Annotated in this window: 9 protein-coding genes; 1 reads left to right on the top strand and 8 read right to left on the bottom strand. The window is 69.8% G+C overall.

Going from position 1 to position 13,731, the window contains the following annotated elements; genetic code table 11:
- Positions 1-42: 42 nt before the first annotated feature.
- From ACZ60X_RS19130 to ACZ60X_RS19110, 5 genes are all read right to left on the bottom strand, one after another.
- Positions 43-978: an anti-sigma factor family protein gene (locus tag ACZ60X_RS19130; RefSeq protein WP_469599695.1), complete on the bottom strand. Its 936-nt coding sequence runs from the start codon at positions 976-978 to the stop codon at positions 43-45.
- Positions 975-1,700, bottom strand: coding sequence for an RNA polymerase sigma factor SigM (sigM, locus tag ACZ60X_RS19125; RefSeq protein WP_469599693.1), 726 nt, complete (start codon positions 1,698-1,700; stop codon positions 975-977). Before sigM ends, ACZ60X_RS19130 begins: the two co-directional genes overlap by 4 nt.
- 26 nt (positions 1,701-1,726) lie before the next feature.
- Positions 1,727-3,448, bottom strand: coding sequence for a serine/threonine protein kinase (locus ACZ60X_RS19120; RefSeq protein WP_469599691.1), 1,722 nt, complete (start codon positions 3,446-3,448; stop codon positions 1,727-1,729).
- Positions 3,449-3,566: 118 nt separating this feature from the next.
- Positions 3,567-5,948, bottom strand: a complete 2,382-nt coding sequence (gene murJ, locus ACZ60X_RS19115) for a murein biosynthesis integral membrane protein MurJ (RefSeq protein WP_469599689.1) — start codon at positions 5,946-5,948, stop codon at positions 3,567-3,569.
- Positions 5,949-5,993: 45 nt separating this feature from the next.
- On the bottom strand, positions 5,994-8,375 hold the full coding sequence (locus tag ACZ60X_RS19110) for a DUF6049 family protein (protein WP_469599687.1): 2,382 nt from the start codon (positions 8,373-8,375) through the stop codon (positions 5,994-5,996).
- Between the two features lie 296 nt (positions 8,376-8,671).
- Between ACZ60X_RS19110 and ACZ60X_RS19105 the strand changes: the two genes are divergently transcribed.
- Positions 8,672-10,138, top strand: coding sequence for a CCA tRNA nucleotidyltransferase (locus ACZ60X_RS19105; protein WP_469599685.1), 1,467 nt, complete (start codon positions 8,672-8,674; stop codon positions 10,136-10,138).
- A 56-nt stretch (positions 10,139-10,194) separates the two neighbouring features.
- On the opposite strand, the gene ACZ60X_RS19100 is transcribed toward ACZ60X_RS19105, so the two are convergent.
- From ACZ60X_RS19100 to ACZ60X_RS19090, 3 genes are all read right to left on the bottom strand, one after another.
- On the bottom strand, positions 10,195-11,505 hold the full coding sequence (locus ACZ60X_RS19100) for an MFS transporter (protein ID WP_469599683.1): 1,311 nt from the start codon (positions 11,503-11,505) through the stop codon (positions 10,195-10,197).
- A gap of 95 nt (positions 11,506-11,600) precedes the next feature.
- Positions 11,601-12,683 (bottom strand): inositol-3-phosphate synthase, encoded by a 1,083-nt coding sequence (locus tag ACZ60X_RS19095; protein ID WP_388764262.1) that lies wholly within the window; start codon positions 12,681-12,683, stop codon positions 11,601-11,603.
- Between the two features lie 43 nt (positions 12,684-12,726).
- Positions 12,727-13,410: a PadR family transcriptional regulator gene (locus ACZ60X_RS19090; RefSeq protein ID WP_469599680.1), complete on the bottom strand. Its 684-nt coding sequence runs from the start codon at positions 13,408-13,410 to the stop codon at positions 12,727-12,729.
- Positions 13,411-13,731 lie beyond the last annotated feature (321 nt).

Below are 13,731 nucleotides of genomic sequence, written 5' to 3'. Positions count from 1 at the left end.
CGCATACCGGCAGGGGGTGATGGACGGACCGCAGCGGCAGACTCAGGATCGGGTGAAGGAGTGCTTCAGGAGCACGGTTCCGGCGGTGCCGGGCTGCTGGTCGATGCAGGCCGCGTCGACGACGTACGCCGTGACACGCGCGCTGTCGCCGGGATACGGCAACACCACGAGGTAGGCGCTCTTTCCGCCGTAGCTTCCGGTCTTCGCCGCGAGCGCCTGATCACTGCGGGGGATCGCCCGGCGGACACAGTCGGGGATGGGGACTTCTGTCTGGAGCAGGGTGTTCGCGCTCTCGGTTCCCGTCGGCGCGCTCTGGTTCTCCGTGACTCCGGACCGAGGGTGCTGACTGTTGTAGCCCGGCTGCGCCTTCTTGGTGGTGAGCAGATCACGCACCTGGTTCTGGACGCTTGCGCCGGAGAACGCGCTGATGGCCGGGCTCGGTGTGCTGTGAGCCGTCGTGCTGGAGCTGCCGCCGGTGATCGCCTGGATCACCAGGGTTCCGGCTCCCAGGACGGCGGCGGTGAGCACCGTACCCAGCATGAGGGTCCTGCGGCGCCGACCGGGGCCGCTCTTCTTCCGTCCGGGACCGGTGGTCGCGTGTGGGCGTCCGGCGGGGCGATCTGCCGGGCGCTCGGCAGCTGCCGATGTTTCACGTGAAACACGCGCTTCGGTGTCGTCCCCGGAGATGCTGTCGTGTGTGAAGTCGCCGGCGCTCTCGCGGGGAGAGTCGAGGAGCGCCTCCGTCGCGAGGGCGGCATCGATCCGGGCGGCCACGTCCGCCGGCATGGGCTCTGTCTCCGGCACGGACCCCAGCAGCCCGCGGATCTCCTCCAGCGAGGCATGGACGCCTGCACAGGGCTCGCAGGTCTCGAGGTGGCGTCGTATGTCCGTGCTGCGGTCCAGAGGGAGCAGGCCTTCGGTGAGGTCGGAGATCTCCTCGACGTCCGGGTGCCCGGCCATGTCGGTCGTGGAAGTCACGCTCGCCCACCTCCGCCCTTCACTACGGCTGAATCACTCGGTCCCGTGTCGGTGGGGCCCTCGCTCGCAGTCCCCGTTGCCGGTGGGACGGCTGTCCCCTGCGCCCGGTTCCGTTCCGGCCCTGGTTCTTTTTCGCTCCCGCCGCCGTCGGGCCGTAGATGGGTGAGCAGGGGCAGGAGTCTCGCTCTGCCCCGGGCGCAGCGGCTCTTCACGGTCCCCGTGGGCACGTCGAGGATCCGGGCGGCCTCCGCCACGGGGTAGCCCTGCATGTCCACCAGGACGAGAGCGGCCCGCTGCTCCTGCGGAAGCGTGCCGAGCGCCTCGAACAGCTGGCGGTGCACGTCGTTGCGCTCGGCCGGCGCCGAGGCCGACTCGTGCGGATCCAGCAACTGCTCCAGCCGCTCGGTGTCGTCGACCGGCGACGTCTTGCGCGAGGCCGCCTTGCGGGCGCGGTCCAGGCAGGCGTTCACCGTGATCCGGTGCAGCCAAGTCGTGACGGCCGACTGCCCCCGGAAGGTGTGGGCGGCCCGGTAGGCGGACACGAGAGCGTCCTGTACCGCGTCGGCGGCTTCCTCGCGGTCTCCGAGCGTGCGCAGTGCGACGGCCCAGAGCCGGTCCCGGTGCCGCCGCACGATCTCCCCGAAGGCCTCGGGGTCGCCCTCCACGTGACGGGTGAGCAGGTCCTTGTCGCTCACCCCGTCGTATCCGGCGCCCTCCGCCATCTGCCCCCTCCGGTCCGGGTGAGACGTCAGCCCGTGAACTGCACTTCGCCGATGGCCTGCTTGTAGCCGGCACCGGAGTACAGGGCGGGGTCGTAAGCCGAGTTCGGCACGGCCGTCAGCCAGACGAGGACGTACCGCGTCTTCACCGACTTGGTCACCTTCACCGTAGCGGTGTTGCTCGTCGTCGTGGCCTTGCCGATCTGGGTCATCGAGCCCAGCGAGGACGGCGCCAGCGAGTCGGCCGCGTACAGCTCGACGGTCGTGTGGTCACCGCTGTAGCGCATGTCGATCGTGGCGGTGCTGAGCTGCTTGGCCGAGCCGAGGTCGTAGACGATGCCGACGCCCGGCTTGAACGGCGCGATGGTCGGGCCGGCGTTGAAGGTCTTGGTCCGCCAGTACGTGTTCTTGTCGCCGTCGTAGGTCTTCGGGACGTCGCCCGGATGCTGGGCGTCTCCCTCGGCGACGAACTCCTGGCCGCCCTGGATCTTTATCGGCGTCGGCTTCGACTGCGCGGCGCCCTTGTCGCCGTCGTCGGTCTGCTGGCTCTTGTGGGTGTCGTCTGACTTGCCGCCCTGGCCCATCAGTGCGTCCGCGAGCTGCCAGCTGCCCAGGCCGAGCGCAGCGATGAGCAGTGCCGACACCGCCCACTTCAGGGCCTTGCCGGTGCGGCTCTGCAGCGGGGGCGGCGGGGGCACGATCGGTTGGGCGACGCCGGGGTGCGGCGTCGGGCGACCGTAGGTGCCCTGCTGGTAGGTCGTGCGCTGGTACTCCGGAGGAGCCGTGAACGCCGGCTCCGGCGGGCGGATGCGGGGCATCTCACCGATCGCCTTCACCAGTTCCTCCGGCGTGGTGCACGGAGCCTCGTGGCGGGACGCGGTGGCCCCGTCGTTGGCGAGCGCACGCATGGCCAGTTCCGACAGGCCCCGGTGGACACCGGCACGCACCTGGTCGGGTGCGATGAGGCCCACCCCCTTGGGCAGGCCGGACAGCCCGTAGGCGTCGCTCTCGTACGGCCAGCGCTGGGTCAGTGCCGCGTACAGCAGGGCGCCGATCGCCTCGGTGTCCGTGCGCTGCGGGGTGTCGGAACTGATGCCGCGCAGCGCGGCGTTCACCGCGAGGCCGCGGATGCGCCACTGGCCGGTCGAGGTGCGCAGCACGGCGTTCGGGTTCAGCCGCAGATGGGCCAGGCCTTCGCGGTGCGCGGCCGCCATGGCGGAGGCGATCTGGCTGACCATCTGGTAGGCGTCGTGCGGCTCCAGCGGCGCGGCAGTGAGCAGCGTGGTCAGCTCGGTGGCGTCGGGCAGCCACTCGTGGACGACGTAGACGAGGTCGTTCTCCTCGACGGCGTCCAGGACCTGGACGAAGCGCGGATCGCCGAGCAGGGCGGAGGAACGGGCGGCGGCCAGGACGGAACGGGCCCGTGTGTGGTCGACGGGCAGGATGTGGACGCCGACGGCGCGGCGGAGTTTCTCGTCGACGGCACGCCAACTGCTGAATCCGTCCAGACGAGTGACGCACTCCTCCAGTCGGTAGCGTCTGGCGAGCTTGTGACCGCTGTGCAGTTCGGGCGGCGACGTCTTCTCTCCGGGACCGTCGATTCCGCTGCTCCCCTGCGCCTCGTCGCTGTCCTTGTCCCGCTCCGGGTTCTTGGCCACCCCGTCGGCCGTGGACTGGTCCGCCTTGGCGGTCAGCGGCTGCTCACCGCTGTTGTCTGCCACGTCGACGGCAGCCGTGCTCCGTTCCGCCACCGTCGTCCCTGCCTCCCCATCCGTTGCGCGCTGTCCGACGCCGAAACCAATTGTGCCCACAGTCCGCCGCTATGCACGACACACGACGGCGGACGATGGTTGTGCGCGTACCCCCGCCTCAGCGGCCCAGGCGCCCGCGGACCATGCCCACGAGCGAGTTGAGTTCGTCGATGCGCATCCGCCTGGCGGCGACGAAGAAGATGCCGAGCAGGACGGCACCGCCGACGAGCAGCGCGGCGAAGGAACCGGCGACGCCCTGGCCGAGCACGTGGCCGATCTCGTAGCAGGCCGCGCCGCTGAGCAGAGCCGCCGGTACCGAGGCGATGCACAGCCGCGCGTACGTCCGCAGCACCCGGGCACCGTCCAGGTCGCCACCGAGACGCTTGCGCAGCCGCCGCCAGGCGACGCCCACACCGATCGCGTAGGCCAGGCCGTATGCGGCGGCCATGCCGGCGACCGCCCAGCGGGCGGGCAGCACGAAGTAGCACAGTGCCGAGGCGCCCGCGTTGACGGCGGCGACGATGACGGTGTTGTAGAAGGGGGTGCGGGTGTCCTCGTAGGCGTAGAAGGCGCGCAGGACGACGTACTGCACCGAGTACGGGATCAGGCCGAGGCCGAAGGCCATCAGCATGTAGCCCATGTTGGTGGCCGAGTCCGTGCCCGCGGAACCGAAGATCAGCGTGCACATCGGGATGCCGAGCGCGAGGAAGCCGAAGGCGATCGGGACGATGGCGACGGCCGTGGTGCGCAGACCGTGGGAGATGTCGTCGCGGACGGCACCGGCGTCGCCCTCGGCGGCCGAGCGCGAGATGCGCGGCAGCAGGGCGGCCATCAGGGACACGGTGATGATGGCCTGGGGCAGGCCCCAGATCAGCTGGGCGTTGGCGTAGGCGGCGAAGCCGGTGCCCTTGACGCCGGAGTGCTCGCCGGCTGCCGTGGACAGCTGGGTCACGACCATGGCGCCGGCCTGGTTCGCGAGGACGAACAGCACCGTCCACTTGGCGAGCATCGCCGCCTTGCCCAGGCCGTGGCCCCGCCAGTCGAAGCGCAGCCGGATCCGGAAGCCGGTCTCCCGCAGGTACGGGATCATCGCCAGGGCCTGGACGACCAGACCGAGCAGCACACCGATCCCCAGCAGGCGCTGACCCTCCGCCGGGATGCTCGTGACCGTCATGTGGGAGTTCGCGGCGGTGCCGTAGACCCAGATGAACATGCCCAGCGTCACGATGATGACGATGTTGTTCAGCACCGGGGTCCACATCATCGCGCCGAATTTCCCGCGCGCGTTGAGGATCTGACCCATCACCACGTGAATGCCCATGAAGAAGATCGAGGGCAGGAAGTAGCGGGTGAAGGTGACCGCGACGTCGTTGGCGGCCGGGTTGGAGGCGACCGGGTTGGACAGCAGGCGGACCAGGAGCGGCGCCGCGAACATCGCCAGACCGGTCAGTGCGGCCAGCGCCACCATCACCAGGGTCAGCAGCCGGTTGGCGAACGCCTCGCCGCCGTCCTCGTCCTCCTTCATGGAACGCACCAGCTGGGGCACGAACACGGAGTTGAGGCCACCGCCGACGGTGAGGATGTAGATCATCGTCGGCAGCTGGTAGGCCACCTGGAAGGAGTCGGCGAGGAAGCCGAGGCCGAGGGCCGCGGCGATCAGCGCGGAGCGCACGAAGCCGGTGAGGCGGGAGACCATCGTGCCCGCCGCCATGACGGCGCTGGACTTGAGCAGGTTAGCCGCCTTGCCGCCCTTCTTCGCGGGCGCGGCGGGCACCGCGGTGGCGGTGGTGGTGCCGGCCTGAGCGGCGGCGGCCTCGGGCTCGGCCGGGCCGTGTGCGCCGACGGGATCCGGTGCCGCGGCAGGGGCGGGCACCGGCGGCTGCACGGGGTTCCCGGGCGGGTGGGCGGCCCCGGAGTACGAGGCGCCCTGCTGCGCGCCGCCCTGGCCATACCCCTGCGGATACTGGCCGGCCGCCCCGAACCCGGCGCTCCCCGCGGCCGGGCCGGGGAGGGACGAGGGTCCGGTGGGCTGGTGACCGCCGCCCTGCTGCTGGTCCTTGAAGAGGTGCGCGAAGGCGTCCGGCTCGTGGTATTGCTCGCCGGAGTGCGTGACCAGGTCGTCCACACCCACGTACTGGGTCGTGCGCGGGTCGTCGCCGTACGGCAGGTAGGTACCGGCGCCCTCCGGGTCCGGCGCCGGGGTCTGCGCCCACACCCGAGGGTCGGGCGCGTACGGCGACTGGGCGGGCGGGGCGTACATCTGCTGCTGGTCGTAGCTGTCCGGCGGGGGCGGGGGGTGCGCGGCGCGGTCGTAGAGCGCCTCGGCGACCGGGTCCTGAGCGGTCAGGTCGTGCGACCGGTAGGGGTCCTGGTCGTAGGCGTCCTGGAGGTACATGTCCGCCGCGTGCTGCGGCGGTACCTGGCCGGGCTCCGGCGGCGTCTCGGGGTAGCCCGAGCCGGCCGCGCCCTGGCCGCGATCACCGTCGTACGGCGCGTTCATGCTTACCCCACCTCATCGTCCCGGGCCCACCGGCCACGACATCGCTCAACGGTCCACTCTCTCACCCGTCCCGGACGGGTCGGCGCTTTCCGGTGCGGTGTCCGGCGCGGGGTCACTCGGCTGCTCCGGGGCGTCTGCCCCCGCGGGGGGATCGGATTCCTCCGGTTCCTGCGGGAGACGATCCGAGGGCGCGTCGGGGTTCCCCGGGGCGCCGGCTTCCTTCCCCGCCGGCTCGGGCCCGTTCTCCTCTGCCTGCCGGGCGGCCGCGCGCTTGCGCTGGGTGTACATCCGGAATCCGGCGAGGACGAGGAGCAGCACGCCGCCGCCGATGACCAGCATCACAGTGGGCGTGACCTCGGTGACCTTCACGTCGAAGCTGACGGCGTCGCCGTACTCCTGGCCGTCCTCGGTGTACAGCTGGGCGACGACCGTCACCCGGCCGTTGGCGTTGGCCGCGGTGGCGAACTTCACGGACTGGCTGTGTCCGCCGGAGACCTCCACCGGCTGCTCGGAGTAGGCCTTGCCACCGATCTTCAGACGCGTCGGGTTAGACGAGGTGAGGCGCAGGACCAGGTGGCCGACGGGCTGGACGAGGTTGTTCTGGACGGTCACCGGGATGGTGGCACTGCGGCCGGAGAGTTTGGTCTCCGACTTGTCGATCAGCTTCACCTGGGAGGTCAGGTCGTCGAGCCAGCCTTCGACCCCGTCGCGGAAGCTGTCCCCGCCGGCGCCGCCGCCGCGCCACGACGTGGACATCTCACGGTCTATGGCCCGCCCGAACGGCGTGACGACGCGGGAGCGGTCGGTGAGGACCACCTGGAAGTTGTTGAGCTTGTCCTGAGTGCGCGCGATCTGCTGGAACACCGACACGGGGAGTTCCTGCTTGCGCAGCGAGGAGGGGTAGTACTGGGTGGACGGGATCTGCGTGGTGGCGTCGGGGTCCGGCTTGTCCTTGGCCGCCGCGGTGAGGTCCTGGGACTGTGACCAGTTCGCGCCGTCGAGGGCCTTCAGCGCTGCCGCCATGGCCTGGGCCTGGCTCGCCGTGGGCATCCGCTGGGGGGCGACGACGATGCTGCGCTGTCTGTCGGTCTGCTCGTTCACCTCGAGGCTCTGGGCCAGGAACTGCTGCACGGACAGCGTCGAGGTGTCCGCCTTGGTCAGGTCGCCCTCGAAGGCCGTGGAGAGCCGGGCGTCGGAGACCACCGCCGTGGTGCCTCCCCCGACCGGGCGGGCGGCGGAGGGCGTGTACGACAGCCCTGCCGTCTCCTGGAGGCTGTCGCTGCGGGCGATCACGCGGTCGGCGCCCGCGGAGGTCGCGACCTTCATGATCGACGGGTCCACCGCGCCTTCCACCGGCCATGCGTAGTCCGTACTCGGTGTGACATGGAGCACGGTCTTGACGGTGGTGGCGGCGACATCAGTGGCGTCCTTGAGGTGGCTGAGAGAGCCGGTGACGCTGGTGCCGTTGTGTGCGAGGGACGCCAGGTCCGGGTCGCCGAACGGAAGCGCGACGACCTCCTTGCCCGCCACCGCCCTCTGGAGGTTCGCCAGCCACTGCTTGGCGACCGCCTGGTGCTCCTTGGGGCCGGGCGCTGTGGTGCCGTTGTCACCGGGGAGCCGGTAATTTCCGGTCGCCATCGCGTCCACCGAGGCCAGCAGGTCCGGGTCGATCACCCAGGTGACGTCGAGGTCCTTGCCGAGGTCCACCATCTGGGCGAGCCGGCCGCCCGGGGCCAGTTCCTTGGCCAGGTCGTCGTTGAGGAATACCGGCGTCTGCAGCTCGCCGGCGCCTGTCTTGGCCGTCATGTGGACCGTGGAGATCAGCGGCCACAGGAACGTCGTCTTCGTCTTGGTGTCGGCTTGGGACGGCTGCCACGGCAGGAAGGTCCGCTGGATGCCGAGGACCTGGGTCCAGGGCTGGGCGGCGGTCTGGCCCGACAGGGAGACGCCGAACTCGTAGACGCCGTTCGAGCCGAGGTCCAGCTTGTCCACGGGGACGGAGACGCTGAAGTGCTCGGCGACGCCGGGGTTCAGCTTGGCGAACTTCTCCACATACTTCCCGCCGACCTCGGAGCCGGTGCCGAGCTGGGGATCGTCGGAGTGCTGGGCGACATTGTCGATCGCCGAGCGGGTGGTCAGCGGGGGCCCCACTTCCAGGCCCACGTGCGCCGCGGTGACGGGCTGCTTGCCGTTGTTGGTCACCGTGCCCGACACGGTCAGGGTGTCGCCGTTCGTGGGGGCGCTGGGGGTGAGCGAGTCCAATGCGACCGACACGGTTCCGGAGGTGGCGGCCTGGGCGGGCGTGGCGGCGGGCAGCTGGAGCAGACCGGCCAGCAGGGGCGCCCCGGCGAGCAGTCCTCCGGCGCGCCGCAGCCAGCGGCGGGCAGGGGAGGCACTGTTTGCCTGGAAGTCAGCCGCCTCGGCCACGCGCTCGCCCGTCCCTCGTCGTCAGTGGTCGTCGGAATGTGCGTCCACGCATGGTAACGAGGCGCGGAGAGGGGAAGTGCCGCGGTCTCCGTCACAAGATCGAAGAACTCCGGCGAGCTGTCCTCTATATCCAGTATCGCGGGGAGACCTTCCGAACGCCGTAAGAGCAGCCCTTGCACGGGCATGCCGAAGGCGGTCCGTGGCCCTTTCACCGGGCGGTCCCGCGATCTTCACGGGTCGCTCCCGGAGGAAATCGAGGACACCCCCGGCCGCCGGGGCACGTACCCTCTTCTGTTGTGCCGAACCCCAACGAAGACACTCCCACCGCCCTGAGCCAGGCGCAGCAGCGCGCGGTCGCCGAGCTGCTGCGGGTGGCCCCCGTAGCCGACGATCTCGCCCGCCGATTCCAGGAGGCGGGGTTCTCCCTCGCCCTGGTCGGCGGATCGGTACGCGACGCGCTGCTCGGCCGGCTCGGCAACGACTTGGACTTCACCACCGACGCCCGCCCCGAGGACGTATTGAAGATCGTCCGGCCCTGGGCGGACGCCGTCTGGGAGGTGGGAATCGCCTTCGGCACGGTCGGCGCGCAGAAGGACGCCCGTGTCGGAGACACCGACTGGCGTTTTCAGATCGAGGTGACCACGTACCGGTCGGAGGCCTACGACCGGACCTCGCGCAAGCCCGAGGTGTCGTACGGCGACTCGATCGAGGCGGATCTGGTCCGCCGGGACTTCACAGTCAACGCGATGGCCGTGGCGCTGCCGCAGAAGGAGTTCATCGACCCGCACGGCGGCCTGGAGGATCTCGCCGCGCGGGTGCTGCGCACGCCGGGCACCCCCGAGGAGTCCTTCTCCGACGATCCCCTGCGGATGCTGCGGGCCGCCCGCTTCGCCGCCCAGCTGGACTTCACCGTGGCCCCCGAGGTCGTCACCGCGATGACGGAGATGTCCGGGCGCATCGAGATCGTCTCGGCGGAGCGGGTGCGGGACGAGCTGAACAAGCTGATCCTCTCCGAGCACCCGCGCAAGGGACTGGCCCTGCTCGTCGAGACCGGGCTCGCCGACCATGTACTGCCGGAGCTGCCGGCGCTCCACCTGGAGCGGGATGAGCACCACCGGCACAAGGACGTCTACGAACACACGCTGATCGTCCTGGAACAGGCGATCGCGCTGGAGCAGGACGGTCCGGACCTCACGCTCCGGCTGGCGGCACTGCTGCACGACATCGGGAAGCCGCGCACCCGCCGTTTCGAGAAGGACGGCCGGGTCTCGTTCCACCACCACGAGGTGGTCGGCGCCAAGATGACCAAGAAGCGCATGACTGCTTTGAAGTACTCCAACGAGCTGGTGAAGGACGTCTCGCGGCTGGTCGAGCTCCATCTGCGCTTCCATGGCTACGGCACCGGGGAGTGGACGGACTCGGCGGTGCGCCGCTACGTCCGTGACGCCGGTCCGCTGCTGGACCGACTGCACAAGCTGACCCGCTCGGACTGCACCACGCGAAACAAGCGGAAGGCGGCCGCGCTGTCCCGGGCCTACGACGGTCTGGAGGAGCGTATCGCCGAGCTTCAGAAGCAGGAGGAGCTGGACGCGATCCGCCCGGACCTGGACGGCAACCAGATCATGGAGATCCTGGGCGTCGGCCCTGGTCCGGCCGTCGGCAAGGCGTACAAGTACCTGCTGGAGCTGCGCCTCGACAACGGCCCGATGGAGCACGATGCGGCGGTGGCGGCGCTCAAGGAGTGGTGGGCCGAACAGGGCTGAGTTGCCGACGCGGGCCGTCGGCGCGGCCATGTTTCACGTGAAACATGGCTGAGGAGCTAGCACGGGGGCGATGTTTCACGTGAAACATCGCCCTTCTCGCTGTCCCGGTTCGCTTCGTAGCGGGCCATGGAGACGGCGACCCCGGCATAGATCAGGGCGACGAACACCACCAGCACTGTCGAGCGGCCGTCCGGCGGAAGTATCAGGGCGGCTACTGCGGCGGCACCGACGAAGGCGACGTTGAAGAGGACGTCGTACAGGGAGAAGATCCGGCCCCGGAAGCCGTCGTCCACGCCGGACTGGACGATCGTGTCCGTGGAGATCTTGGCGCCCTGGGTGATCAGCCCCAGTACAAAGGCCGTGACCAGCAGAGGTCCGGTGGTGAAGGAGAGGCCGAGGGCGGGTTCCAGGACGGTGGCGGCCGCCGCGCACACCACGATCCACCGGGCGGGGCCGAGTCGCCCGGCCACGCCCGGCGTCACCATGGCGGCCGCGAAGAACCCTGCACCGGACACCGCCAGCGCGAGCCCGAGCAGCTTGAGCCCCTCCTCGGGGGTCGCGGTCAGCGCGTATCGGCTCAGCATGAGCAGCAGGACGAGGAGCGCGCCGTAACAGAAGCGCATCAGCGTCATCGAGGCCAGCGCCCAGGCGGCCTCCCGGCGCTGGGGTTCGGCGAGGTGACGGATGGCCGCGATCAGTTCGCGCGCGGTCTCGACGATCGCGGTCCGTACACGGGGATGCGCCGGCTGCCGGTCGGGGCCGAGCAGTGCGGGTGGCATGCTCAGGGACGCCAGGCTCGCGCACAGGTAGAGGAGGGCGCCGAGCAGCACCACCGCGGCGTCGGAGTCCGACACCGCGAGCCGTACGACGAAGGCCAGGCCGCCGCCGGCGGTGGCGGCGAGGGTTCCGGCGGTCGGGGACAGGGAGTTCGCAAGGACCAGCCGCTCGGTGTCGACCACGCGGGGCAGGGACGCGGACAGCCCGGCGAGGATGAAGCGGTTGACGGCCGTGACGCACAGCGCGGAGACGTAGAAGAGCCAGTCGGGGACATGGCTGACCATGAGCACGGCGGTGACCGCCGCGAGTAGGGCGCGCAGCAGATTGCCGTGGACGAAGACCTGCCGGCGCCGCCAGCGGTCCAGTAGGACGCCCGCGAACGGGCCGACCAGCGAATAGGGGAGCAGCAGCACGGCCATCGCCGAGGCGATCGCGGTGGCCGAGGTCTGCTTCTCCGGGGAGAAGACGACGTACGCGGCGAGTGCCACCTGGTAGACGCCGTCGGCGCCCTGGGAGAGCAGACGGACGTACAGCAGACGTCGGAAGTACCGAAGACGCAGCAGGACGCGCAGGTCACGCACGACGGGCATGCCGCCCAGCCTCACATATGCGGAAGGTCCCCGGGTCGGGAAACCCGGGGACCTTCACAGCCCTGGCAGGAGCGTTCAGCTGTGTCGAGCCGGTGTCAGCGCTCGACCTCGCCGCGGATGAACTTCTCGACGTTCTCGCGGGCCTGGTCGTCGAAGTACTGGACCGGCGGGGACTTCATGAAGTACGAGGAGGCCGACAGGATCGGGCCGCCGATGCCGCGGTCCTTGGCGATCTTCGCGGCGCGCAGGGCGTCGATGATGACACCCGCGGAGTTCGGGGAGTCCCAGACCTCGAGCTTGTACTCCAGGTTCAGCGGAACGTCACCAAAGGCACGGCCCTCGAGGCGGACGTAGGCCCACTTGCGGTCGTCCAGCCAGGCCACGTAGTCGGAGGGGCCGATGTGGACGTTCTTCTCGCCGAGGTCCCGGTCGGGGATCTGGGAGGTGACGGCCTGCGTCTTGGAGATCTTCTTGGACTCGAGGCGCTCGCGCTCGAGCATGTTCTTGAAGTCCATGTTGCCGCCGACGTTCAGCTGCATCGTGCGGTCGAGGATGACACCGCGGTCCTCGAACAGCTTCGCCATGACGCGGTGCGTGATGGTGGCGCCGACCTGGGACTTGATGTCGTCACCGACGATCGGCACGCCGGCCTCGGTGAACTTGTCCGCCCACTCCTTGGTGCCGGCGATGAAGACCGGCAGGGCGTTGACGAAGGCGACCTTGGCGTCGATGGCGCACTGGGCGTAGAACTTCGCCGCGTCCTCGGAGCCCACGGGCAGGTAGCAGACCAGGACGTCGACCTGCTTGTCCTTCAGGACCTGGACGACGTCGACAGGCTCGGCGTCCGACTCCTCGATGGTCTGCCGGTAGTACTTGCCGAGGCCGTCGAGGGTGTGGCCGCGCTGGACCGTGACACCGGTGGAGGGCACGTCGCAGATCTTGATGGTGTTGTTCTCGGAGGCGCCGATCGCGTCCGCGAGGTCGAGGCCGACCTTCTTGGCGTCGACGTCGAACGCGGCGACGAACTCGATGTCGCGCACGTGGTAGTCACCGAACTGCACGTGCATCAGGCCGGGCACCTTGGACGCCGGGTCGGCGTCCTTGTAGTACTCGACTCCCTGCACCAGCGACGCGGCGCAGTTGCCCACGCCGACGATGGCTACGCGAACCGAACCCATTCCGGTTGCTCCCTGTGTGTACGAGTGAGGCCCTGACTGGGACTCACGTGGCGGTGTCGCCGGGCGTATCCGTGCGGGGGGTGTCCCCGCGACGGGGCAGGCCGCCCGTCGATCCAGTGGTGGTGTCCTGCTGAGCGGACCCCCCGGACGCGGAACCCCTGAGGTCTCGCCCGGCCCGCTCGCTCTCGATGAGCTCGTTCAGCCAGCGCACTTCGCGCTCCACGGACTCCATCCCGTGGCGCTGGAGCTCGAGTGTGTAGTCGTCGAGGCGCTCCCGCGTACGCGCCAGGGAGGCGCGCATCTTCTCCAGGCGCTCCTCCAGGCGGCTGCGCCGGCCCTCCAGTACGCGCATGCGCACATCGCGCGACGTCTGCCCGAAGAAGGCGAAGCGTGCGGCGAAGTGCTCGTCCTCGTACGCGTCGGGACCGGTCTGCGAGAGCAGCTCCTCGAAGTGCTCCTTGCCCTCCGCCGTCAGCCTGTAGACGATCTTGGCGCGGCGCCCGGCGAGCGGAGCGGCGAGGGCGTCCTCATGGGTGTTGCCCGGCTCCTCGATCAACCAGCCGTTCATGACCAGCGTCTTGAGGCAGGGGTACAGGGTCCCGTAGCTGAACGCACGGAACACTCCCAGGGACGTGTTGAGGCGTTTGCGCAGCTCGTAGCCGTGCATCGGGGACTCGCGCAGCAGGCCGAGCACGGCGAACTCGAGGATGCCGGAACGTCGGCTCATCGTCGCCTCCTCTCGGTCCCGCAGCTCGTCTCCACGGGTCTCGCAGTGCCTCTCAGCGGCTTTATCTCGCGCTGATGTATCGACTCGATACATCACGACGATAGAACGGCCGTCCGCGGGCGACAAGTGGGACGACGGTGAACGGGATCACATCACCGATTCATACGATGCAAGTTGCCTGGTTTGGGGTGAACTTCAGGGCTCGGCGGGTTTTGGTGATGCGTAGTCTGTGCGGCATGCAGATCGCCGGGAACCGAGGGACGCCTGGGGAGCGTCGTCGTCCCCGGTGCAGTACGGGTGAATGCGGGACCGACCACATCC

The organism is Streptomyces sp. NPDC104106 (assembly GCF_055584345.1).
Note: the sequence above shows the minus strand (reverse complement) of the source record. Positions and strands in the feature narration are given on the sequence as shown.